This window comes from Pannonibacter sp. Q-1, assembly GCF_054073275.1.
The window spans coordinates 388,424-410,229 of the sequence record NZ_JBSXNB010000001.1 but is presented as its reverse complement, the minus strand read 5'-3'; the positions used below and the strand labels follow the sequence as shown (position 1 = coordinate 410,229).

The following is a 21,806-nucleotide window of genomic DNA, read 5'->3' as shown; positions in this document are numbered from 1 at the left end:
AGCACCTCCCGGTGAGCCAGACTCACCGGGAGGTGGTATAAACGGGCCGCTGCCGCCACAGGCCGGGTCACCGCCAGCCCACAGCCGTCACCAGAGGCGCTGCGCCAAACGGGCTTTCCGGCACGGACAGGCCGGCCGGGCCTGCGGCCGTGGCGGCGCTTGTGTCCAGTGTCAGCGTTGCACCGGTTGCGGCAGTCAGCGTCACACTGCGGGTGCCTTGCGGCAGATGCAGGGTGAGCGTGTCCGCCGGCCGCAGGACAGGGCTGCCGCGCGTCGGCACCGGGGCGGCCAGCCCCCGCGCGGACAGGTTCGCAGCGGGCGAAAGCTCCAGATGCGCACCGGCGATCCGCAAGGTCAGGTCGAAAGCGCCGGAAAGGGTCAGTTCCAGCCCGAATCTGAGGCGCGACGTCCCGCTGTTCTGGACCGTCCAGTTCTTGCTGAAGTGCGCAAGCTCCAGGGCGGCGGCGGACGGGACGACGGTTTCGAGTTGCTTTGTGAGATAGACGTTGCCTGCGGCCAGTTCTGTCAGACGCAAGCGGCAGGTGACGTTGCCGAGGCTGCCGGCCGCAAGCACCAGGTTCAGGTTGCTGAGAACTGCCGCGCTGCTCCCCGCTGTGATGCCGAGGTGCTGGTCTTCGGCATTGGAAAAGTAAAGCTGCAGGTCCGTGGCAGTGGAATTGCCCCAGAAGCGGACATCCACGTAAGGCAGGCCGCCAGAGCTGCCTTTGGCGGTGAGCCGGGCCCGGATGGTGGAGCCATCCACCCGGGATTGCCCCCAGCTGCCGGGCAGTCCGTTCAATGTGTCGGTGGTGGAAAGGCTTGCCCCGGTTCCGGTGCTGTCCGCAATGGCATTGCTGACGGCCGGAGAGAGAAACAGGCCAAGGTCCGTGCGGGCAGGCACATCGGCGGCAAAACCCTGATAGCTGCCGGTACTGTCAGGGGCGAGGGCTTCGCCGCCGCGCGTCAGGCTGAAGGCGGCGGCCGGTGTGATGCTGCGCCCGCCTGTCATATAGCGGTGCTTGCGGAAGTCGGCGGCATAAAGGGCCCCGCGCGGCCACCAGCCGCCGCCCTGTTGCGGGGCCGCAAGGCCAAGACCCAGCATCGGCCCCAGACAGAGGCTGGGCGCCGCGAGCGAGGGAACGGCGGCGCTCACAGCAGGCCAACCAGGCCGGAGGCAGTGGTGCCGGTGGCCTTCACCGCCGTGGTGCGCAGCGGCAGCAGGCAGCCATCGGGCACATTGGTGAGGGTGATTGCCGCGCCGCTGCGCAGGGTCAGGGCGAGCGAGCCGCCGGTGCCCACATAGATTGCGCGCACCACTTCGCTCAAGGCGGCGCTGTCGCTGGGGGTGATGGAAAAGCCGTGGCTGGCGGGGGCCGTCAGGCCGGCGCCATGGCTGTCGAAGCGGTCCGTCATCGCATCTGTCTCCTTGCAGCAGGCCGCGCCTGCGAGGAGGACAGAATAGGACGGCCGCGGGAGGCGGGGATAAGCCGCCGGCAGCGTGACGCTGGCAGGCGCTTGAGCGCAAACAGGCAGGCGGTGGGGTGGACCGGGGCAGGGATTTGAGTCTGGCCGGAACAGTGTGACCAGGATTTGCGATGATTTTCAGGTGCTTGTAGACGCCGTCTTTCGGCGGGGCTTCGGCAAAATTAGCGAAGACGGATGGCTGGGGCGGGAGGATTCGAACCTCCGAATGTCGGTACCAAAAACCGATGCCTTACCACTTGGCGACGCCCCAGAATGAGGAACAAGCGGTGTGTCACCGCGCCTCAGGCGCGCTGTATGCCTCAAGCCCGGCGCGGGCGCAAGTCTTCCGGTCAAACACCTTCCACACATCCACATGATGCGCAGGGCCGCATTTCGTGAAACAGGAGAGGCGGTGCAGGGACTTATCCACTGCCGGAGGGCTGATTGTGGAGCACTGGCAAACTTTCTTTGCCGATGTGCGAGAGGGGGCTTGCGGGGTCAAAAAAGCGGTGCTAATACCCGCCACATCGACGGGGCAGCGCCCCGGCGGTTCCCGGCCCGGGTTTCCCGGTGCTCGACTGGATCGGAGTGTAGCGCAGCCTGGTAGCGCACCTCGTTCGGGACGAGGGGGTCGAGTGTTCGAATCACTCCACTCCGACCATCCAGTTTTCTTCCGCAAAATCAGATAGATAGCCGCCCTTGGGCGGAGCCGTCATGCCGTTTGCGCCGCAATTCCGGATAAAGCCGCACACTCTGCGCCGCCCCGGGGACCGGTGTGCGCTCAGGGGAAAATGACTCACCCACAAAGAAAAAGCCGGAGACATGCGCCTCCGGCCTATGTGTTCCCGTTCCGGTTTCCCGAACTGGATCAGAGTGCTTCCAGCATCGCAGCGGCGCCGGAAACGGTGGCCTGGCCGGGGGCGTCTTCCACGTTGAGGGCGGTGACAACGCCGTCCTTGGCGATGAGGGCGAAGCGCTTGGAGCGGATGCCCATGCCGAAGCCGGAAGCGTCCAGCTCAAGGCCCAGTTCCTTCACGTAGGACGCGCTGCCATCGGCCAGGAAAAGGATCTTGTCGCCGGCGCTGGTGGCCTTCTTCCAGGCATCCATGACGAACATGTCATTCACGGAAACCACGGCGATGGTGTCCACGCCCTTGGCCTTGAAGGCGTCGAAATGCTCGACGAAGCCCGGCAGGTGATTCATGTGGCAGGTCGGGGTGAAGGCGCCCGGCACACCGAACAGGACAACGGTCTTGCCGTTGAAGATGTCGCTGGCCTTCATCTCCACCGGGCCGTCGCCGCCGATGACCTTGAATACGCCGTCCGGCAGACGGTCGCCAATCTTGATGCTCATCCGGATCTCTCCACGTCCAAAGAAAAACGCTCGAGGACTGCCGCAGGCGTTGCACGCAAGGGCGGTCCGCCCTTCGACATAGGGTCATATGGCGGCGGCGTCGAGCCCTATTCAGCGGAAGGGGGCATGCCGCCAGGCCGGATGCTACTGCGCCGGGCCGTCCGTCCGCCGGATGCTGCGGGTCCTGCTGTCGATCGTATAGGAGGCCTCGACTGCGCGCCCGTCCGTCACCAGCACGAGGCGCAGGGGCAGGGCCTCTTCCGGCCCGCTCAATCCCTTGAGGGACAGGCTCCAGCGGATTTTGCTGCCGTCCCGCGCGCCCGGCCTGGGCAGGCCGGTGGTGGCTTCTGCTGCGCCTTCGGCAAAGAGATCGGCCGAAGTGGCGTCTCCCACATCAGCGGTGATGTCGAGTTTCAGCGCGCTCTTGCCTTCCCGGAAACTGAAGCCGACAAGGCGCGGGCCTTCGGTCTCCTGCATGGCAACAGGCAGGGCAGCCCGGGCCGTGCTGATGAGCCGTGCGGCAATGCGGTCCGGCTGCGGATCGGCGGCCAGATCCAGCGTGAAACGCGCTTCAGCGGGCACACAGATCTTGTTGCAGACGCCGAAGAAGGCATTGGCCTCCAGCTTGAGCGGCGTGTCTGCTGCTTCGGGCGTCAGGCGCAGGGGCAGAAGAACGCTGTCCGTATAGACAATGGACTGGCTGAAGCCGTCGTCATAACGCTCCGGGGCGGGGAAGGAGAGACTTCCATGCGCCAGATTCTCGCTTCCCTCGAAGCTGAGTTCCGGCGGAATGCCGGTTTCGCCCGGATAGCGCCAATAGGTGTGCCACTCAGGGTCCAGGGCGATTTCAAGGCCGGCCTCGTAGCTGCCATCGGGCGCCTTGCCGGCCACCACCAGCCGCACGGCGCCGCCCTCAATCACCTGCCACTCGGTAATGATGGCATCGGCGGGCGATGTTCCGGCCAGCAGCAGGGCGGAGCAGGCCGCTGCAAGACGCTGTGCTGCAGAGCGAAGGGGCGTTGCCGTCTGATCGTGGGGCTGACGTGAAGACATGCGATAGGTGATAGCGCAAAGCCTGCGCGGCGTCCTCCCCTTCTGTGGCCGGGGAATGCTCATAACTCTGTGAACGCTGCAAAAATTGCAGCCCGCCACGGCGTGAAGCAAGTTAACAAATCACCTGGCAGCAGGTAATCTCTACAGGGGTGCAATGCAAAAGGGAGGCTGCATGACACAAGGTTCGGACACAGGCTGGCTCGACGGGCAGTTTCTGATTGCCATGCCGAACATGCCTGACAGCCGGTTCGCCCATACTGTCATCTATCTCTGTGCTCACTCTTCCGAAGGGGCGATGGGGCTGATCATCAATCAGCCATCCAACAGCCTGTCCGTGGCTGATCTTCTGGTGCAGCTCAACATCGTGCCGGAAGGCCAGTCGATCCGCCTGCCCAATGCCCTGCGCGGCATGAGCGTCTATCGCGGCGGCCCGGTGGAGACCGAGCGCGGCTTTGTGCTGCATTCCGATGATTTCCAGCTGGAAAGCTCCACCTTGCCCATTCAGGACGGCATCTGCCTGACGGCAACGATGGACATTCTGAAGGCGCTGGCCGAAGGGCGCGGCCCGTCGCAGGCGATGCTGGCGCTGGGCTATGCCGGCTGGGCGCCTGGCCAGCTGGAACAGGAGATCCAGTCCAACGGCTGGCTGACCGGCCCGGCTGATCCGTCGATCCTGTTCGATACCGAAATCGGCACCAAGTGGCAGAGGGCGATGTGGCAGATCGGCGTTGATCCTTCCATGCTCTCCGGCGATGCCGGTCATGCCTGATGCGGGGCAGGGCATCCGCCAGCCATGCTGAGCCGGGCGGGCAGATGTTCTCAAATGCAGTTTGCGCGCCTTGGCAAACTGTCTTATGGGTCATGGTCCCGGGACGCCCGTCCCGCCGAAGATCAAACGCCTGTTGACTGCGCCCGCCGCAAATTGGCCAGGGCGCAGGACTGTAGCCAGACATAAAGGGATCCGGCGCGGTGAGATATGTCAGTACGCGTGGTGACGCACCTGTTCTCGATTTTGCAGATGTTCTTCTTCAGGGCCTAGCCCGTGACGGCGGGCTTTACCTGCCCGAGACCTGGCCGCAGTTTGACGCCAAAACCATCGCAGGCTTTGCCGGCAAGTCCTATCAGGACGTCGCCTTCGAGGTGATCCGCCCCTTCACCGGCGGCACCATCAAGGACGCCGATCTCAAGCGCATGATCGATGAGGCCTATGCCACGTTCCGCCATCCGGCGGTGACGCCGCTGGTGCAGATCGCGCCGAACCGCTTCGTGCTGGAGCTGTTCCACGGCCCGACGCTGGCCTTCAAGGATGTGGCCATGCAGCTGCTGGGCCGCCTGATGGACCATGTGCTGGCCGAGCGCAACCAGCGCGCCACTATCGTTGGTGCCACGTCCGGCGACACGGGCGGTGCGGCCATCGAGGCTTTCCGCGGCCGCGAGCGCACGGATGTGTTCATCCTCTTCCCCGAAGGGCGCGTCTCCGACGTGCAGCGCCGCCAGATGACGACGCCCACGGAAGCCAATGTTCATGCACTGGCGGTGGAAGGCAACTTCGATGATTGCCAGGCCATCGTGAAGGGCATGTTCAACCACTTCGATTTCCGCGACCGGGTGGGCCTGTCGGGTGTGAACTCCATCAACTGGGCGCGCATTCTGGCGCAGATCGTCTATTACTTCGTGGCAGGTGTTGCCGTTGGTGCGCCGCACCGTCCGGTGTCTTTCACCGTCCCGACCGGCAATTTCGGCGATATCTTTGCAGGTTACGCCGCCATGCGCATGGGCTTGCCGGTCGACAGGCTGGTGATTGCCACCAACCGCAACGACATTCTGGTGCGCACGCTGGAAACGGGCCGCTACGAGATGCGCGGCGTCTCGGCCACCATTTCTCCATCCATGGACATCCAGATCTCGTCGAACTTCGAGCGCCTTCTGGCGGAAATGCATGGCCGCGATGGCGCCGCCGTGAAGGCCATGATGGGCAGCCTTTCCCAGTCCGGCAGCTTCACCATCGCTGATGGCCCGCTCGCAGAGATGCGCAAGCTCTTCGCAGCCGGGCGCTGCGGCGAGGATCAGACGGCTGCCACCATCGCCCGCACCCATGCGGAAACCGGCTACCTGCTCGACCCGCATACCGCCATCGGCGTGCATGTGGCGGAAGAGCTGGGGGCGAGCGAAGCGCCGATGATCGTGCTGGGCACGGCCCATCCGGCCAAGTTCCCCGCCGCCGTCAAGGCTGCCAGCGGTGTCTATCCGGCGCTGCCCGAACAACTGGAGCCGATGATGACCGCGCCGGAGCGCCAGAGCGTGCTGCCGGCGGATCTGGGCGCCATCGAGCGCCATGTCGAGGCAAATGCCCGCGCCGTGAAAGGCACGGCCTGAAACTGACGCGGGGAGGGGCGCAGAATGCTTGCGCCCCTTTCTGCTTGAGCTGCCATCTGGCCGTGCCCTAGGGTATGTGTCACAACAATGACAAGGGCTGGCAAAGGCCCGCAAGCCGTGAAACAGTATTGCCGCAGCCGGAGCGCCGGAATGCCCGAGGGCAGGAAGGCTGAAACGAGGGCAGGCGTGACACGCCGCCCGCTCCCCTGTGAGCCCGGGAGGACCGCATGGAAGTAAGGACGACCCGGTTGGCCAATGGGCTGACCGTCATCACGGACCGGATGCCGAGCCTCAGGACTGCGGCGCTCGGGGTGTGGGTGAGGACCGGGTCACGGGCGGAGGCACCAGAGCAGAATGGCATCACCCATCTGCTGGAGCACATGGCCTTCAAGGGCACCGCCACCCGCAGCGCCCGCCAGATTGCCGAGGAAATCGAGGCCGTCGGCGGCGAGCTGAATGCCTCCACCAGCGTCGAACACACCAATTACTATGCCCGCGTGCTGGCCGAGGATGTGCCGCTGGCGGCAAATCTTCTGGCCGATATCCTCAAGAACTCCGTCTTCGATGCGGAAGAGCTGGCGCGCGAGCAGCATGTGATCCTGCAGGAAATCGGCGCCTCGCTGGACAGCCCGGACGACCAGGCCTTCGACCTGTTCCAGTCCACCGCCTGGCCGGATCAGCCGCTGGGCCGGCCGATCCTTGGCACGCCCGAAACCCTGATGAGCTTCGACCGGAATTCGCTGACCCAGTATCTGGCCAACCGCTACCGGGGGCCGGACATGGTTCTTTCGGCGGCAGGGGCCGTGGATCACGACGAGCTGGTGCGCATTGCGGAGGATCAGTTCTCCAGCTTCAGCGGCGAACAGGCTGCGCCTGTGGGCGAGGCCACCTATGCCGGTGGTGAGGGCCGTCTGGAAAAAGAGCTGATGGAGGCGCAGATCCTGCTGGGCTTCAAGGGCCAGTCCTATGCCTCGCCGGATTATTATGCCTCGCAGATCCTGGCCTCGGTGCTGGGCGGCGGCATGTCCTCGCGGCTCTTCCAGGAAGTGCGGGAAACGCGCGGCCTGTGCTACGCGATCTATGCCTTCCACTGGGCCTTCAACGACACGGGCCTTTTCGGCCTGCATGCCGCGACGGGCGAGGAAAACCTCGAAGAGCTGATGCCGGTGATCCTGGGAGAACTGGAGCGCGCAGGCAGCGACATTTCCGAGGAGGAGGTTGCCCGTGCCCGTGCGCAGATCCGCGCCGGACTGATGATGGCACTGGAAAGCCCGGCCGCCCGTGCCGGCCAGATCGCCCGGCAGATGCTGATCCATGGCCGCACGCTGAGCCTTGAGGAAGTGTCGCAGCGCATCAATGCGGTGACGGCCGAGAGTGTGCGCCGTGTGGCATCGGACATCTTCACCTCCAGCCAGCCGACGCTGACGGGCCTTGGCCCCATCGGCAAGATGATGACACTGGACGAGATGCAGCAGCGCCTCAGCGGCCCTGTGCCGCAGCGCGCCTTCGCCTGAACCGGGCCGGGATAAGGGGGGCGTCAGGTGGCCTTGCTTCTGTCCTTCGGAGCGTCGGAGACAGAGCCCACATTGCGGGGGCAGGGCTTCTATCTGCGCCCGCCCCTGATGGCGGACTTCCCGCAGTGGTCTGTGCTGCGGGAAGAAAGCCGCAGCTTCCTGACCCCGTGGGAGCCGCTCTGGCCGGTGGATGACCTGACCAAGCCCGCCTTCCGCCGCCGCCTTCGCCGTTATGCCAATGACCGCAAGGAGGGGCGCAGCTATCCCTTCTTCCTCTTTTCACAGGATGGAACGCTTCTGGGCGGGGCGACCTTGTCGAACATCCGGCGCGGTGTCTCCCAATGCTGCTCGCTCGGCTACTGGATGGGCGCAAGGCACGCTGGAAAAGGTTACATGTCCAGCGCGGTCGCCTTGATCGCGCCATTCTGTTTCGATGTGTTGCGCCTGCACCGGATCGAGGCGGCCTGCCTTCCCAGCAACGGGCCGTCGATCCAGCTTCTACGCAAGAACGGGTTCACACGCGAAGGTTATGCGCGCCGCTACCTCAATATCAACGGTCAGTGGCAGGACCATATCCTCTTCGCGCGCCTCGCTGATGATCCGGTGCCGGCCGTTGCGGCCGCCTCTCCACAATGGACCAGTGGCGCCTCGAAAGAAATCTTGTGACATGGCCGACAACCCTTTAACTGTTCGAGCCATGCTCGCCACTCCGCTTCAACTGCCGGTGACATTTCTCCGGTTCCTGGCTGCCGTACTGCTGCTGCTGACTGCGACCCTGTTCGCAGGCCGCGCCCTTGCGCTTGAGCCGATCCCGGTGCCGCTGGATGTGGAGGCGCTGGAACTCACCGGCGCAATCGATCTTTACCGCGACGCCGGACCACGCCTGCAGGTCTCCACCGCGCCCGGTGCCGATGGCATTGTCCGGCGCATCGAGGTGGCCTCGCGTGACGGGCAGAACACCAACTGGGCGGTTTTCTCGCTGACCAACACCTCCGATGAGCAGGTCGACCGGCTCATCGTCGCGCCTTTCTATCAGCTGGCCGGGTCACGCATGATCTGGCCGGATCTGGGCACCTCCCGTGTGGCTTCGATCACGCCCAGCCAGGGCATTGCCCCGGAGCGGCAGAAAAGCCTTGAGGCCGATGTCTTCCTGATCACGCTCGATCCGGGCGCCATCGTCACCTATGTGGCCGAACTGCGCACGCCCGAACTGCCGCAGATCCGCCTGTGGGAGCCCGATGCCTACAAGGAAACGGTCAACGCCTACACGCTGTACCGCGGTATCATTCTCGGCATTTCCGGTTTGCTGGCGCTGTTCCTGACCATTCTGTTCGTGGTCAAGGGCACGGTGATGTTCCCGGCAACGGCCTCGCTGGCCTGGGCGGTTCTGGCCTATCTGTGCATTGACTTCGGCTTCTGGAGCCGGGTGTTCAACCTGACACAGGGCGAAGACCAGCTTTACCGGGCGAGCGCCGAAGTGATGCTGGCGGCCAGCCTCATCATCTTTCTCTATGCCTATCTCAACCTGAACCGCTGGCACATCCGGTACAGTCACCTGGCGCTGGGCACGCTCACCCTGCTGCTCGGGCTTCTGGGTGTCGCGGTGTGGGATCCCTCGATTGCGGCCGGCATCGCGCGTCTGTCGCTCGGCTTCATCGGCTTTGTCGGCTTTGCCACGGTTCTGGTTCTGGCGCTTCAGGGCTATGACCGCGCGATCATGCTGATTCCCACCTGGTTCCTGCTGATCGTCTGGCTCATTGGCTCGGCGATGACCGTTCTGGGCGTGCTCAACAACGACATCGCCCAGCCGGCGCTGGGCGGCGGTCTGGTGCTGATCGTGCTTCTCATCGGCTTCACGGTGATGCAGCACGCCTTTGCAGGTGGTGCCATCGTCCAAGGCCTGATTTCGGATGTGGAGCGGCGCGCTCTGGCCCTGACCGGCGCAGGAGATATCATTTGGGACTGGGACATCGACCGTGACCGCATCTACACCGGCCACGAAGTCGAGGATCTGCTGAACCTTCGCCATGGCACGCTGGATGGCCCGGCGCGTGACTGGCTGGATGTGCTGCACCCGCAGGACCGCGACCGTTTCCGCGCCACGCTGGATGCAGTGGTGGATCAGCGGCGCGGCAAGGTGCAGCAGGATTTCCGCCTGCGCTCTGAAGATGGCCATTTCCGCTGGTTCCGCCTGCGTGCCCGCCCCATTCTCGGTTCGGATGCCGAAGTCATCCGCTGCGTCGGCACGCTGCTGGACATCACCGAGCAGAAGACCGCCGAAGAGCGGCTGCTGCATGACGCTGTGCATGACAACCTGACGGGCCTTGCCAACCGCGAACTGTTCATGGACCGGCTGGAGGCAGCTCTTGCCCGCTGCAAGGCGGACAGCAGCATCGCCAAGCCGACGGTGCTTCTGCTCAATCTCGACCGGTTCAAGCAGGTGAATGACGGGATCGGCCTGTCGGCAGGGGATTCCATCCTGCTGACCATCGCCCGCCGTCTCGACCGCATGCTGCAGCCGCAGGATTCCCTCGCCCGGCTCAGCGGCGACCAGTATGGCATGATCCTGCTGTCGGAGCAGGAAGCCGGGCGCATTGCCCAGGTGGCTGATGCCTTCCGCAAGGCCGTGCGCGCGCCGGTGACCTATGGCGACCGCGAAGTCTTCCTCACCTGCTCCATCGGTTTTGCCCTGTTCGAAGGCGGACGCCAGACGGCCGAAGAGCTGGTGACGGATGCGGAAATCGCGCTGAACCATGCCAAGCGCCTCGGCGGTGACCGCCAGGAAGTCTTTCGCCCGATCCTGCGCCCGCTGGGCCGCAATGTCATTGATCTGGAAGGCGACCTGCGCAAGGCGATCAAGGAAGGCGAACTCGCCGTCCATTTCCAGCCCATCGTGCGCCTTTCGGATCAGTCCGTCGCCGGGTTCGAGGTTCTGTCCCGCTGGAAACACGCCAAGCGCGGGCCGATTGCTCCGAGCGAATTCATCCCGATTGCCGAGCAGTCCGGCCTCATCAACGAACTGGGCGTCTATGTGCTCGACAAGGGCGCGCGCCAGCTGGCCGAATGGCAGGACAAGATCCGCACGCCGGTGCCGCTGTTCCTCTCGGTCAACATCTCCTCCCGCCAGCTGCTGCGTCATGACCTCATCAACGAAGTGAAGGCCATCCTGTCGCGCTCGCGCATTGTTCCGGGCACGCTGAAGCTGGAGCTGACCGAATCCATGGTCATGTCCAACCCGGAATATGCCGCCAAGGTGCTGGAGCGCCTGCGCGGTCTGGGGGCAGGGCTGTCGCTGGATGATTTCGGCACGGGCTATTCCTCGCTGGCCTATCTGCAGCGCTTCCCCTTCGACACGATCAAGATCGACCAGTCCTTCGTGCGGCACAACGGCCAGTCGGCCCGTCCGGTCATCCTGCGCTCCATCATCGCCCTCGGCCATGATCTGGGCATGTCCATCGTCGCGGAAGGGGCGGAAAGCGAGTCCGATGCGCTGGAGCTGTTCCAGCTCGGCTGCGAATATGCGCAGGGCTATTTCTTCGGCGAAGCCATGACCGCAGATGAGGCCACAGTGTATCTGCGTGAGCACCACGAGGCTTGAGGCAGCAGAAACGGCCGTTTTTCGCGCCCGGGTGCAGGCAACGCTCCGATCTCTCCATCGTCATCCCGGACGCGCCCCGCGCGATCCGGGACCGGAGAGCCGGGGTGCAGCTTAATCACATGAAATCCAAAGCATAAGCCGTGACTCACCGGTCCCGGATCTCCGCTTCGCTGCGTCCGGGACGACGCCGGAGAGGTTTAACCTGGAGTTTGTGCTGAACTGGCTGGCCAGGCTCGGAACGCTCTTCCAGTAAGCGTCACCCCACCAGCAGGGCCAGCGGACGGTTGCCGTCCGTCAGGGTCAGCGGCGTGACGCCGAAGGGATCGCCGTCGATCTGGGCGGGCACGGCGCGGCGGCTGGTGAGGGTGAGGCTGTTCACCGGCACCAGCGTGACACCCTTCGTCTTGTGCAGGCGGCCTGTCAGCAGCGCGAGGCCGAAGCGCAGGGCGGCCAGCGGCGTGTCCTTTTCCAGCGCCAGAAGATGCAGGCCGGGCCTTGTCACGCCGCCATCCGGGCAGATGACGAAAGGACCGCCATAGTGGCGGGCCTTGGTGACGACGGCGAGGCGGCAGGTCAGCGTCCGGCCCGCATGGTCGCCGTTCTCCGGCTCATCGCCGATCCGCACGAAGAGGTCTTCCCCATGGCGCGAGAAGGCGATGTCGAGCGCGGTGAGCACATAGGCGAGCTTGCCGAGGCGGCGCTTCAGCGCCAGCGGCACCGCATGCACCACTTCCGCATCAAACCCGGCAGAGGCCATCAGCACGAAGGGCCGGCCATTGGCGAGGCCGTAATGCAGCGGCACGCTGCGCCGTTGCAGCATCATGCGGGCGATGCCTTCGGCGCTGCGCGGAAGCTTCAACTCGGCGGCCAGAACATTGGCGGTACCGCAGGGAATGACCGCCAGCTCCGGAGCGGCCGCTGCCGTGTTCTGCTGAAAGCCGCGGATTGCCTCATTGACCGATCCATCGCCGCCGGCCACCGCCAGAATGCCGGTCCGCAGGGCCGGATCGGCACAGATCTCACCGATTTCTCCGGCCCGGCGCGTCAGGCGGATGGTCACCGTGCAGCCCCTGGCTTCCAGCCTTGCGGCAATGTCCTGCAGAAGGCGCGGGCGGTAGCCGCCGGAAGCCGGATTGGCGAGGATCAACACGCTGCGGGCAAGGGCGGCGGCACTGTCATGCGCGCCGGATCCGCCTTCCTGGGAATGAGCGGCGGCCCGAGCCTCTTCCGGCCCGGAGCTGTCATCTCCCGCCATGAAATCTGCCTTGCGCAGGGGCTTCATCCGTTGCTGTCTCCAGCTGCCTTGCGGCCTTTCTGATAGGGCTTCATGCCGAGCCGGGCCAGTTCGTCGGCCCGTTCATTCTCCGGGTGTCCGGCGTGACCTTTCACCCAGTGCCAGGAAATCTGATGCTGGCGCTGCGCGGCGTCGAGAGCCTGCCACAGGTCGGCATTCTTCACCGGCTTCTTGTCCGCGGTGCGCCAGTCGTTGCGCTTCCAGTTGAACATCCACTTGGTGATGCCATCACGCACATAAACGCTGTCGGTGTAAAGATCGACGGCGCAGGGGCGCTTGAGGGCGCTCAAGGCCTCGATGGCCGCCGTCAGCTCCATGCGGTTGTTGGTGGTGTCCGCCTCGCCGCCGTTGAGTTCCTTCTCGTGCGGGCCGAAACGCAGGATCGCGCCCCAGCCGCCCGGTCCAGGATTTCCCGAACAGGCACCGTCCGTGTATATGACGACCTTCGCGTCCTCGCTCATGCGTCCAGTCCGTAATCATGAGCGGAGATGGCGCCCCGGTGGAAGCGCAGCTTGCGCAGATATTCGGTGGGGTCCTTCGGTGTCACCAGCGCGCCGGGGGGGACGTTGAGCCAGTCGTAAAGCCGCGTCAGCAGGAAGCGGATGGAGGCGCCGCGTGCCAGCAGGGGCAGGGCCGCGAACTCTTGCCGCGTGAAGGGGCGGATCTTGCGGTAGCCATTGAGGAAGGCGCGGGCCTTGGTGACGTTGAAGGCGCCGTCGGCCTCAAAGCACCAGGCGTTGATGCAGATGACCGCGTCATAGGCGAAGCTGTCGGTGCAGGCGAAGTAGAAGTCGATGAGGCCGGACAGCTCGCTGCCGAGGAAGAACACGTTGTCGGGGAAGAGATCCGCATGGATCACCCCGCCCGGCAGGTCCTTCGGCCAGTTGGCTTCCAGATAGTCGAGTTCGCCGGCAAGCTCTTCGGCAAGGCCGGGCACCACCGTATCGGCGCGCTCGGCAGAACGGTTGAAGAGGGGGCGCCAGCCGCTGACATCCAGCGCATTGTGCCGCTTCATCGGGAAGTCGGCACCGGCCAGATGCAGCCGGGCAAGCGCTTCGCCAAGGGCGGCGCAATGCTCAAGGCGCGGGCGGCGCACCCACATGCCTTCCAGGAAGGTGACCATGGCAGCGGGGCGGCCGGACAGCGTGCCCAGCATGGTGCCGTCTTCGGCCACCAGCGGCTGCGGGCAGTTGATGCCCTTCTTCGCCAGATGCTGCATCAGGTTGAGGAAGAAGGGCAGGTCGTCCGGGTTCACCCGCTTTTCATAGAGGGTGAGAATGAAATTGGCCTGATCCGTGCGCACCAGAAAGTTGGAGTTCTCCACGCCCTCGGCAATGCCCTTGTAGGACAGGAGACGGCCAACGCCGTATCGGGCGACAAAGGCGGCAAGGTCTTCGTCGGCAACTTCGGTATAAACGGCCATTGGGGGCTACTCGGCTGCGCTGGGAACGTCTGCCATGGTGCGAAGCTCGCGCGGCAGGTTGAAGGCGATGGTTTCTTCCGCGGTGCGCACCTCGTTCACCGTCACGGTGAAGCGCTCTGCAAAGGCGGCGATGATTTCCTCGACCAGCGTTTCGGGCGCAGAGGCGCCAGCCGTCAGGCCAAGGCTGGAAATGCCCTCGAAATCGGCCCAGTCGATGTCCGACGCCCGCTGAACCAGCACGGCCTTGCGGCACCCGGCACGCTCTGCCACTTCGCGCAGGCGCTGGGAGTTGGACGAGTTGGGGGCGCCCACCACGATCATTGCATCCACCTGCGGTGCCACCACCTTCACCGCATCCTGGCGGTTGGTCGTGGCGTAGCAGATGTCTTCCTTGTGCGGGGCGACGATATCGGGGAAGCGCTGCTTCAGCACCTCGACAATGCCCTTGGTGTCATCCACCGAAAGCGTCGTCTGGGTGATGAAGGCAAGCTGACGGCCGGTGCGCGGCTGATAGTTGCGCGCATCCTCTTCCGTCTCGATCAGGAATACCGTGCCCTCCGGCAGCTGGCCCATGGTGCCGATCACTTCCGGGTGGCCGGCGTGGCCGATCAGCAGGATCTCGCGGTCGCGCCGGTCGTGGATCTCGGCTTCCTTGTGCACCTTGGAGACGAGCGGGCAGGTGGCGTCGAGGAAGAACATGTTCCGCCCGCGCGCATCTTCCGGCACGGATTTCGGCACGCCATGGGCGGAAAAGATCACCGGGCGGTCGCGCTGGTCTGCCGGGATCTCGTCAAGCTCTTCGACGAAAACGGCGCCCTTGGCCTTCAGTCCGTCAACCACAAACCGGTTATGCACGATCTCGTGCCGCACATAGACCGGGCGGCCGAACTTCTCCAGCGCCAGTTCGACGATCTGGATGGCACGGTCCACCCCTGCGCAGAAGCCGCGCGGTGCACACAATTTCACGTCCAGCGCCGGAAGAGCGCCATGATTGCCGGTCATGTCAGGTCCTTGAGCGTGGCTCATGGGGGCAATAGAGTGATCACCCCATGGCATGTCAAGGGGAAGCATGCGCATTGCTGCCGGGCAAGCCCTGCATTCTGCGCCGTGCATCCATAGAGGCAGGCTGCGTCTCGCCAAAACGGATATGGCCTGTTATAGACCGGCGAACAGGTTTCGAGTGAAGTGGAACTTCTGAATGCTGCAAGTCGAACGCATTTCCGCCCGTTCTGCCGCAGGCCGCGTGGCCACCTTTGCCGCGCTGGCGGGGCTCCTTTCCGGCTGCATGTCATTCGGCGGCGGTGATTCCGCTGATACGGGCGGTGCGCCGGCAGGCCCCAGCCTGACGCAGAAGATCGTCAGCGGCGGACAGGGGCCGATCCAGGTGGACCCGCAGGCCTTCGAAAAGCAGCCCTATTGCCCACCGATCGAGTTGCAGTCGGACACGTTCCTCATCACCAAATATGAGCGCGGCAAGGAGCATGACGCCCGCGCGCTGCTCTATCAGGCCAATCTTGAAGACTGGGCCCGCGAATGCCGCCGCGAAGGCGACCAGACCCGCATCAAGGTCGGTCTTGCAGGCCGCGTGACGCCGGGTCCCGCCTGGCCGGGCGGTGAAATCAAGCTGCCGGTGCGTGTTGCCATCATCCCGCAGGGCGTTTCGGATGCCACCCCGGTGGTTTCTCAGCTTCTATCCGTGCCCGTGACGGCGGCGGCAGGGGCTCCGGCCATAACCTGGTCGCTGGTCGAAGACTCCTTCGTGGTGCCGCGCGATGCCTCGCTCAAGATCGTCTTCGGCTTTGACGAAGGCGCGCCGCAGCGGACGAAGCGCCGCTGAGGCATGTGCAGACGTTCTTAACCCTTGCCGTCAAACGGGACGGGAATACCTATCCGTCTCAGGATGGCGGATATTGACAAGGGCAGGACGGGAATAGACAATCACGCCGCTCATCTGGGTCGTGACAGGTGGGCGGAACGGCGGTGCCAGCACTTCATCTGGCAGGTGCCGCCGGTTCAAAAAGGCGACAGCGGGAGAGGCTGGAGAGGTGCTTTGCAGCAATGCGGGGGATCTGAGACAGCGCCGAAGGAGCAACCGCCCCGGAAACTCTCAGGCAAAAGGACCGCTTCGCTTTGACGCTCTGGAAAGCAGGCCTCGCATGCTGATGCGTGAGGTCTCACCGAAGGAGTAACCTTCCGGCTGCATTCGTGCGCCGGGCGGGAAATCTCTCAGGTACTCGGACAGAGGGGGTGCGGATGGGCCGTTACAGGTCTGTCCTTGCGCCACTGACGACGAGGACCCTTGATGGCCACGACTGATTCTGCGGCCGCCCCTGAGGCGGACCTGAAGCGTACCCCCCTTCATGACCTGCATGTGGCGCTTGGCGCCCGCATGGTGCCTTTCGCGGGCTATGAGATGCCCGTGCAATATCCCGCCGGCATCCTGACCGAACATCTCCACACCCGCGCCGCCGCTGGGCTCTTCGACGTGTCGCACATGGGCCAGGCCTGGCTCATCGGCCCGGATCATGCCACCACCGCCCGTGCGCTGGAGGCTCTTATGCCCTCCAACATGGTGGAGCTTGGCCGCGGCAAGCAGCGCTACACGGTTCTGCTCAACGCAGAAGGCGGCATCGTTGATGACCTGATGGTCACCCGCCCGGTGTCTGAGGACGGCGATGGCCGCCTGTTCCTGGTGGTCAATGCCTCGCGCAAGGATGTGGACTATCCGTTGATCGAAGCCGCGCTCCCCGAAGGTGTCCGCCTTGAAATCATCGAGGACCGCGCGCTGATCGCCGTGCAGGGGCCGGAAGCTGTTGCTGCCGTTGCCCAGCATGCGCCGGAAGCAGCCAGCCTCGGTTTCATGAGTGCGGCCTGGATGGACTTCGACGGCATCCGCTGCCACGTCTCGCGCTCCGGTTATACCGGCGAAGACGGGGTGGAAATGTCTGTTCCGGCAGACGCTGCCGAAGCCATCGTCAAGGCGCTGCTGGCGGATGAGCGGGTGAAGCCGATCGGTCTTGGCGCGCGCGACAGCCTGCGCCTTGAAGCCGGGCTCTGCCTCTATGGCCATGACCTTGACGAGAGCACCTCGCCGGTCGAGGGCGACATCACCTTCATCCTGCAGAAGCGCCGCCGCGAGGAAGGCGGCTTCCCCGGCGCCGCCCGTGTTCAGGGCGAACTCGCCGCAGGCCCGGCCCGCAAGCGCGTCGGCCTGAAGCTGGAAGGCCGTGCGCCAGCGCGTGAGGGCGCGGAAATCCGCGTGCCCGGCGGCAGCGAGGCCATCGGCACCGTCACCTCCGGCGGCTTTGCCCCGACCCTCGGCCAGCCCATCGCCATGGGCTATGTCGCCGCTGCCCATTCTGCCCCCGGCACGAAGCTCGCGCTCATCGTGCGCGGCAGGGAGCTGGAAGCCACCGTCACCACGATGCCTTTCGTGGAGCACCGTTACGTGCGCGCCGCCAAGGCGTGAGCCGTTCAGAAACAGAAGATCATCCAGTCTGGAGACCAGAGAATGACGACCTATTACTCCAAGGATCATGAATGGGTTGCCGTGTCCGGTGGCGTTGCCACCGTCGGCATCACCACCTATGCCCAGAGCCAGCTTGGCGATGTGGTCTATGTGGAACTGCCGGACGTCGGCCGCAGCGTGTCGCGGGGCGATGACGCCGCCGTGGTGGAATCGGTGAAGGCCGCCAGCGAGGTCTATGCCCCGGTCAGCGGTGAGGTGACCGAGGTCAACAGCGTCCTGACGGACAGCCCGGCCATGGTGAACGAGGATCCGGAAGGGGCGGCCTGGTTCATGAAGCTGCGCATCTCCAGCGAGGGCGAGCTGGCAGAGCTGATGGACGAGGCGGCCTACAAGGCCTACGTGGACACGCTCTGACCCATGCCCGGCCATCTCTACACCGCCGAAGTGATCTGGCGCCGCGAGGGCGAGTTCCGCAATGGACGCTACTCCCGCGGCCACACCTGGCGCTTTGACGGCGGTGTGGAGGTGCCAGCCTCTGCCTCGCCCACCGTCGTGCCGCTGCCCCATTCGGTGCCCGAAGCCGTGGACCCGGAAGAGGCCTTCGCTGCCGCCATCTCCTCCTGCCACATGATGACCTTCCTCGATTTCGCCCGCCGCGACGGGTTTTTGATCGAGGCCTATGAGGACCGGGCAGAGGCGGAAATGCACCGCATCGCGCCGGGGCGCATGGGCATCACCCGTGTCACCCTGCGCCCCGTGATGACCATCATCGCGGACAGCCAGCCAGACCCGGCCCGGCTCGCCGAACTGCACGAGAAGGCGCATGAAATGTGCTTCATTGCCAACTCGGTGAAATGTGAAATCGTCGTGGCGCCCGGTCCGGTGCGCCTCGTTGCTCCGCAACCGCATGAAGGGACGTAAACCCGATGCGTTATCTGCCGCTTTCCGACACTGACCGCGCCGACATGCTGGCGCGCGTCGGCGTGTCTTCGATTGATGACCTGTTTGCCGATATTCCGGAAGCCGCCCGCCTCAAGGGCCTCGTCGACCTGCCCAGGCGCAAGTCCGAGATCGAGGTGGAGCGCCACCTGAACCGCATGGCCGGCAAGAATGTCGCTGCCGGTTCCGTGCCCTTCTTTGTGGGTGCAGGCGCTTACCGCCATCACGTTCCGGCGACGGTGGATCACCTGATCCAGCGCTCCGAATTCCTCACCTCCTACACGCCCTATCAGCCGGAAATCACGCAAGGCACCCTGCAGTATCTGTTCGAGTTCCAGACGCAGGTCGCCCGCCTCACCGGCATGGAAGTGGCTAACGCCTCCATGTATGACGGCTCCACCGGCACCGGCGAAGCCGTGCTGATGGCCCACCGCGTCACCCGCCGCAACAAGGCGGTGCTCTCCGGTGGGCTGCATCCGCAGTACCGCGCCGTGGTGGAAGGTCTGTCGAACCTCTCCGGCGACAAGGTGGAAGCGCTGCCCGCCGATCCGATGGGCACCGAGGACATTCTGGCGGCCATCGACGGCGAGACGTCCTGTGTCGTCGTGCAGTCCCCGTCCTTCTACGGCCAGATCATCGACCTGAAGCCGATTGCCGAGAAGGCCCACGCCCATGGGGCGCTGCTGATCGCCGTCTTCACCGAGGTGGTGTCGCTGGGTCTGATCGAACCGGCCGGTACGCAGGGCGCGGATATCGTCGTCGGCGAGGGCCAGTCCATCGGCAATGGCCTCACCTTCGGCGGTCCTTACGTTGGCCTCTTCGCCACGAAGCAGAAATACATGCGGCAGATGCCGGGGCGCCTGTGCGGCGAGACCGTGGATGCGGAAGGCAAGCGCGGCTTCGTGCTGACGCTCTCCACCCGCGAGCAGCACATCCGCCGTGAAAAGGCGACGTCGAACATCTGCACCAACTCCGGCCTCTGCGCGCTGGCCTTCACCATCCACATGACGCTGCTGGGCGAAGCCGGACTGACGCGCCTTGCCCGGATCAATCACGCCAATGCGGTGAAGCTGAAGAAGCTGCTCGCCGCCGTGCCGGGCGTTGAAGTGCTGAACAAGGCCTATTTCAACGAGTTCACCATCGCCCTGCCGAAGGTGGCCGATCAGGTTGTCGAGGCGCTGGCCGAACGGGGCATCCTCGCCGGTGTGCCGGTGTCGCGGCTGGAGCCGCGCAACAAGGACCTTGCGAACCTTCTCGTTGTCGCCTCGACCGAAATCAACACCGATGAAGACCGCGCTGCCTTCGCAGCCGCGCTCAAGGAGGTGCTGGCATGAGCATGAACACTCAGGGACGCCCGACCGCTGCGGGCGATGCGGGCGCGGCTTTCCGGCCCAAGACCTTCACCGGCAACCGTGCGCTCGACATGGAAGAGCCGCTGCTGTTCGAGATCGGCCGCCTCGATGTGACGGGCGTTGATCTGGACGAGCCGGAGGCTTTCGAGGCGGAGCTGGGCACCCACGCCCGCACGGCGAAGATCGGCCTGCCGGGCCTTTCCGAGCCGGAGACGATGCGCCATTACGTGCGCCTGTCGCGCAACAATTACGCCATCGACAGCGGGCTTTATCCGCTCGGCTCCTGCACCATGAAGCACAACCCGCGTCTCAACGAGAAGATGGCGCGCGTGCCGGGCTTTGGCGACATTCACCCGCTGCAGCCGCTGTCCACCGTCAAGGGCGCGGTGGAGCTTATCTCCGAGCTGGGTGACTGGCTGATGGAGCTGACCGGCACCACAGCCGTCGCCATGAGCCCGAAGGCCGGCGCCCATGGCGAGCAGTGCGGCATGATGGCAATCAAGGCCGCGCATATCGCTGCGGGCCGTGATCCGAAGATCGTGCTGGTGCCGGAAAGTGCCCATGGCACCAACCCGGCCACCGCTGCGCTCCTCGGCTTCAAGGTCGTCGCCATCGACGCCAAGGACGACGGCACGGTTGATCTGGCCTCGGTGAAGAAGGCGATTGCGGAGAATGACGGCAACATCGCCGCCATCATGCTGACCAACCCGAACACCTGCGGGCTGTTCGAGCGGGACATCATGGAGATTGCCGCCGCCATCCACGCCGCAAATGCCTATTTCTACTGCGACGGCGCCAACTTCAACGCCATCGTCGGCAAGGCGCGGCCGGGAGATCTGGGCATCGATGCGATGCACATCAACCTGCACAAGACCTTCTCCACCCCGCATGGCGGCGGCGGACCGGGCTCCGGCCCGGTGGTTCTGTCGAGCCGTCTTGCCCCGTTCGCGCCGCTGCCCTTCGTCCGCAAGTCGGAAGGCGGGCTGGAACTGGTGGAAACGGAAGCCGGCCTCAAGGATGGCGAGAAGCCGTTCGGCCGCATGACCGCCTTCCACGGCCAGATGGGCATGTTCGTCCGGGCGCTGACCTACATGCTGAGCCACGGCTCGGACGGGCTGCGTCTGGCGTCCGAAGATGCGGTGCTGAACGCGAACTATGTGCGCGTTGGCCTGCAGGACCTGATGAGCCTGCCCTTCGGCGAGCGCCCCTGCATGCACGAGGTGCTGTTCGACGACAGCTTCCTCAAGGACACGGGCGTCACCACCCTCGACTTCGCCAAGGCGATGATCGACGAGGGCTATCACCCGATGACCATGTATTTCCCGCTGGTCGTCCATGGGGCAATGCTGATCGAGCCGACCGAGTCCGAAAGCCGGGCCTCGCTCGACCTGTTCGTCGCCACGCTGCGGGATCTCGTGATGTCCGCCAAGCGCGGTGAGACGGAGCGCTTCACCGGCGCGCCGTATCTTGCACCGCGCCGCCGCCTTGATGAAACCCGCGCTGCCCGCAGCCCGGTTCTCACCTGGAGCGAACCGGCCCCGGCCAGCGTCACCCCGGCTGCGGCGGAGTAAGCGGAAACGCAAAGCCCCCGGAGCCGGAAGGCTCCGGCCAGCGTCACTCCGGTTGCGGCGGAGTGAGCGGAAACACAAAGCCCCCGGAGCCGGAAGGCTCCGGGCGGTATTCAGGCCTGCAGGAACGCAAGCCTTTCATCCAGCCGCGAAGGCTGGATCTCGTGAATCTCGGCGCTGACAATCTTCTCCCGGACAAAGGGATCTCCGGCGACGCGTGCCTCCAGATCTGTCCGGCTGATCTGATGTGCGAGAACCATTCCGCCTTTTCCAGGAACAAGGCTGCCGGTCATCAGAAAGACCCCATCCTCGAAACCCTTGCGGATCCAGTCGTTATGGGCGGCCATGTGGGCCGGTGCGGCGCTCCGGTTGGGGCCGAATGCAAGAAATACGGCATACATC

At 64.8% G+C, this 21,806-nt stretch carries 20 protein-coding genes, 2 tRNA genes and 2 riboswitches; of the genes, 12 read left to right on the top strand and 10 right to left on the bottom strand.

Going from position 1 to position 21,806, the window contains the following annotated elements:
* Positions 1 to 67 precede the first annotated feature (67 nt).
* The 3 genes from ACVNHC_RS01860 to ACVNHC_RS01850 all read right to left on the bottom strand — a co-directional run bounded on the left by ACVNHC_RS01860 (position 68) and on the right by ACVNHC_RS01850 (position 1,735).
* A complete protein-coding gene (locus tag ACVNHC_RS01860; RefSeq protein WP_457166285.1) occupies positions 68 to 1,153 on the bottom strand; it encodes a hypothetical protein in 1,086 nt (361 codons plus the stop codon).
* Positions 1,150 to 1,413 (bottom strand): spike base protein, RCAP_Rcc01079 family, encoded by a 264-nt coding sequence (locus tag ACVNHC_RS01855; RefSeq protein ID WP_186393072.1) that lies wholly within the window; start codon positions 1,411 to 1,413, stop codon positions 1,150 to 1,152. The genes ACVNHC_RS01860 and ACVNHC_RS01855 overlap by 4 nt, the downstream gene beginning before the upstream one ends.
* 247 nt (positions 1,414 to 1,660) lie before the next feature.
* Positions 1,661 to 1,735 (bottom strand) — tRNA-Gln (locus tag ACVNHC_RS01850).
* Between the two features lie 313 nt (positions 1,736 to 2,048).
* Here ACVNHC_RS01850 and ACVNHC_RS01845 point away from each other — a divergent pair.
* Positions 2,049 to 2,125, top strand: a tRNA-Pro gene (locus ACVNHC_RS01845).
* A gap of 207 nt (positions 2,126 to 2,332) precedes the next feature.
* Here the strand turns inward: ACVNHC_RS01845 and ACVNHC_RS01840 are convergent.
* Together ACVNHC_RS01840 and ACVNHC_RS01835 are read right to left on the bottom strand one after the other, a co-directional pair.
* Complete coding sequence (locus ACVNHC_RS01840) at positions 2,333 to 2,818, bottom strand: peroxiredoxin (RefSeq protein WP_055455123.1); 486 nt, start codon at positions 2,816 to 2,818, stop codon at positions 2,333 to 2,335.
* A gap of 144 nt (positions 2,819 to 2,962) precedes the next feature.
* Positions 2,963 to 3,871, bottom strand: coding sequence for a protein-disulfide reductase DsbD domain-containing protein (locus ACVNHC_RS01835; RefSeq protein ID WP_457166284.1), 909 nt, complete (start codon positions 3,869 to 3,871; stop codon positions 2,963 to 2,965).
* A gap of 172 nt (positions 3,872 to 4,043) precedes the next feature.
* On the opposite strand from ACVNHC_RS01835, the gene ACVNHC_RS01830 reads away from it, so the two are divergent.
* From ACVNHC_RS01830 to ACVNHC_RS01810, 5 genes are all read left to right on the top strand, one after another.
* Entirely contained in the window at positions 4,044 to 4,640 is a 597-nt protein-coding gene (locus tag ACVNHC_RS01830; RefSeq protein WP_244274451.1) for a YqgE/AlgH family protein, read from the top strand.
* A 200-nt stretch (positions 4,641 to 4,840) separates the two neighbouring features.
* Positions 4,841 to 6,247 (top strand): threonine synthase, encoded by a 1,407-nt coding sequence (gene thrC / locus ACVNHC_RS01825; protein WP_457166283.1) that lies wholly within the window; start codon positions 4,841 to 4,843, stop codon positions 6,245 to 6,247.
* 227 nt (positions 6,248 to 6,474) lie between these two features.
* Positions 6,475 to 7,761, top strand: coding sequence for a M16 family metallopeptidase (locus tag ACVNHC_RS01820; protein WP_457166282.1), 1,287 nt, complete (start codon positions 6,475 to 6,477; stop codon positions 7,759 to 7,761).
* Between the two features lie 27 nt (positions 7,762 to 7,788).
* Positions 7,789 to 8,427: a GNAT family N-acetyltransferase gene (locus tag ACVNHC_RS01815; RefSeq protein WP_186424522.1), complete on the top strand. Its 639-nt coding sequence runs from the start codon at positions 7,789 to 7,791 to the stop codon at positions 8,425 to 8,427.
* A gap of 58 nt (positions 8,428 to 8,485) precedes the next feature.
* Positions 8,486 to 11,359 carry an EAL domain-containing protein gene (locus ACVNHC_RS01810; RefSeq protein ID WP_432643954.1) on the top strand — a complete coding sequence of 958 codons (2,874 nt, stop codon included), beginning with the start codon at positions 8,486 to 8,488 and terminating at the stop codon, positions 11,357 to 11,359.
* 256 nt (positions 11,360 to 11,615) lie between these two features.
* Here ACVNHC_RS01810 and ACVNHC_RS01805 read toward each other — a convergent pair whose 3' ends face one another.
* The 4 genes from ACVNHC_RS01805 to ispH are packed head-to-tail and all read right to left on the bottom strand — an operon-like array spanning position 11,616 to position 15,078.
* The gene (locus ACVNHC_RS01805; RefSeq protein ID WP_019963107.1) at positions 11,616 to 12,641 is read right to left on the bottom strand and encodes a diacylglycerol/lipid kinase family protein; all 1,026 of its coding nucleotides are present in this window, start codon (positions 12,639 to 12,641) and stop codon (positions 11,616 to 11,618) included.
* Entirely contained in the window at positions 12,638 to 13,114 is a 477-nt protein-coding gene (gene rnhA / locus ACVNHC_RS01800) for a ribonuclease HI (protein WP_186393076.1), read from the bottom strand. The genes ACVNHC_RS01805 and rnhA overlap by 4 nt, the downstream gene beginning before the upstream one ends.
* The gene (locus ACVNHC_RS01795) at positions 13,111 to 14,076 is read right to left on the bottom strand and encodes a homoserine kinase (protein ID WP_122519431.1); all 966 of its coding nucleotides are present in this window, start codon (positions 14,074 to 14,076) and stop codon (positions 13,111 to 13,113) included. Before ACVNHC_RS01795 ends, rnhA begins: the two co-directional genes overlap by 4 nt.
* 6 nt (positions 14,077 to 14,082) lie before the next feature.
* The gene (gene ispH, locus ACVNHC_RS01790) at positions 14,083 to 15,078 is read right to left on the bottom strand and encodes a 4-hydroxy-3-methylbut-2-enyl diphosphate reductase (protein WP_457166281.1); all 996 of its coding nucleotides are present in this window, start codon (positions 15,076 to 15,078) and stop codon (positions 14,083 to 14,085) included.
* A 196-nt stretch (positions 15,079 to 15,274) separates the two neighbouring features.
* Between ispH and ACVNHC_RS01785 the strand changes: the two genes are divergently transcribed.
* The 6 genes from ACVNHC_RS01785 (at position 15,275) to gcvPB (ending at position 21,407) form a co-directional block, all read left to right on the top strand.
* Positions 15,275 to 15,913 (top strand): hypothetical protein, encoded by a 639-nt coding sequence (locus ACVNHC_RS01785; RefSeq protein WP_094462287.1) that lies wholly within the window; start codon positions 15,275 to 15,277, stop codon positions 15,911 to 15,913.
* Positions 15,914 to 16,094: 181 nt separating this feature from the next.
* Positions 16,095 to 16,209: riboswitch (glycine riboswitch) on the top strand.
* Positions 16,210 to 16,212: 3 nt separating this feature from the next.
* Positions 16,213 to 16,320, top strand: a riboswitch (glycine riboswitch).
* Positions 16,321 to 16,378: 58 nt separating this feature from the next.
* A complete protein-coding gene (gene gcvT / locus ACVNHC_RS01780) occupies positions 16,379 to 17,545 on the top strand; it encodes a glycine cleavage system aminomethyltransferase GcvT (RefSeq protein ID WP_457166280.1) in 1,167 nt (388 codons plus the stop codon).
* Positions 17,546 to 17,587: 42 nt separating this feature from the next.
* Positions 17,588 to 17,959 (top strand): glycine cleavage system protein GcvH, encoded by a 372-nt coding sequence (gcvH, locus tag ACVNHC_RS01775; RefSeq protein ID WP_457166279.1) that lies wholly within the window; start codon positions 17,588 to 17,590, stop codon positions 17,957 to 17,959.
* A gap of 3 nt (positions 17,960 to 17,962) precedes the next feature.
* The gene (locus tag ACVNHC_RS01770; RefSeq protein ID WP_050471953.1) at positions 17,963 to 18,466 is read left to right on the top strand and encodes an OsmC family protein; all 504 of its coding nucleotides are present in this window, start codon (positions 17,963 to 17,965) and stop codon (positions 18,464 to 18,466) included.
* A 5-nt stretch (positions 18,467 to 18,471) separates the two neighbouring features.
* Positions 18,472 to 19,818: an aminomethyl-transferring glycine dehydrogenase subunit GcvPA gene (gcvPA, locus tag ACVNHC_RS01765; RefSeq protein ID WP_050471952.1), complete on the top strand. Its 1,347-nt coding sequence runs from the start codon at positions 18,472 to 18,474 to the stop codon at positions 19,816 to 19,818.
* The gene (gcvPB, locus tag ACVNHC_RS01760) at positions 19,815 to 21,407 is read left to right on the top strand and encodes an aminomethyl-transferring glycine dehydrogenase subunit GcvPB (RefSeq protein WP_050471951.1); all 1,593 of its coding nucleotides are present in this window, start codon (positions 19,815 to 19,817) and stop codon (positions 21,405 to 21,407) included. The genes gcvPA and gcvPB overlap by 4 nt, the downstream gene beginning before the upstream one ends.
* Positions 21,408 to 21,517: 110 nt before the next feature.
* Here the strand turns inward: gcvPB and ACVNHC_RS01755 are convergent, their stop codons facing one another.
* The gene (locus ACVNHC_RS01755; protein ID WP_050471950.1) at positions 21,518 to 21,805 is read right to left on the bottom strand and encodes a YciI family protein; all 288 of its coding nucleotides are present in this window, start codon (positions 21,803 to 21,805) and stop codon (positions 21,518 to 21,520) included.
* Between the last annotated feature and the right edge of the window lies 1 nt (position 21,806).

Excerpts from the sequence above, each read along its gene's own strand:
- rnhA (WP_186393076.1), bottom strand. The coding sequence starts at position 13,114 with ATGAGCGAGGACGCGAAGGTCGTCATATACACGGACGGTGCCTGTTCG.
- ACVNHC_RS01840 (WP_055455123.1), bottom strand. The coding sequence starts at position 2,818 with ATGAGCATCAAGATTGGCGACCGTCTGCCGGACGGCGTATTCAAGGTC.
- ACVNHC_RS01830 (WP_244274451.1), top strand. The coding sequence starts at position 4,044 with ATGACACAAGGTTCGGACACAGGCTGGCTCGACGGGCAGTTTCTGATT.
- gcvH (WP_457166279.1), top strand. The coding sequence starts at position 17,588 with ATGACGACCTATTACTCCAAGGATCATGAATGGGTTGCCGTGTCCGGT.
- gcvT (WP_457166280.1), top strand. The coding sequence starts at position 16,379 with ATGGCCACGACTGATTCTGCGGCCGCCCCTGAGGCGGACCTGAAGCGT.
- ACVNHC_RS01770 (WP_050471953.1), top strand. The coding sequence starts at position 17,963 with ATGCCCGGCCATCTCTACACCGCCGAAGTGATCTGGCGCCGCGAGGGC.
- ACVNHC_RS01835 (WP_457166284.1), bottom strand. The coding sequence starts at position 3,871 with ATGTCTTCACGTCAGCCCCACGATCAGACGGCAACGCCCCTTCGCTCT.
- ACVNHC_RS01805 (WP_019963107.1), bottom strand. The coding sequence starts at position 12,641 with ATGAAGCCCCTGCGCAAGGCAGATTTCATGGCGGGAGATGACAGCTCC.
- ACVNHC_RS01855 (WP_186393072.1), bottom strand. The coding sequence starts at position 1,413 with ATGACGGACCGCTTCGACAGCCATGGCGCCGGCCTGACGGCCCCCGCC.
- gcvPA (WP_050471952.1), top strand. The coding sequence starts at position 18,472 with ATGCGTTATCTGCCGCTTTCCGACACTGACCGCGCCGACATGCTGGCG.
- gcvPB (WP_050471951.1), top strand. The coding sequence starts at position 19,815 with ATGAGCATGAACACTCAGGGACGCCCGACCGCTGCGGGCGATGCGGGC.
- ACVNHC_RS01820 (WP_457166282.1), top strand. The coding sequence starts at position 6,475 with ATGGAAGTAAGGACGACCCGGTTGGCCAATGGGCTGACCGTCATCACG.
- ACVNHC_RS01755 (WP_050471950.1), bottom strand. The coding sequence starts at position 21,805 with ATGTATGCCGTATTTCTTGCATTCGGCCCCAACCGGAGCGCCGCACCG.
- ACVNHC_RS01785 (WP_094462287.1), top strand. The coding sequence starts at position 15,275 with ATGCTGCAAGTCGAACGCATTTCCGCCCGTTCTGCCGCAGGCCGCGTG.
- ispH (WP_457166281.1), bottom strand. The coding sequence starts at position 15,078 with ATGACCGGCAATCATGGCGCTCTTCCGGCGCTGGACGTGAAATTGTGT.
- ACVNHC_RS01795 (WP_122519431.1), bottom strand. The coding sequence starts at position 14,076 with ATGGCCGTTTATACCGAAGTTGCCGACGAAGACCTTGCCGCCTTTGTC.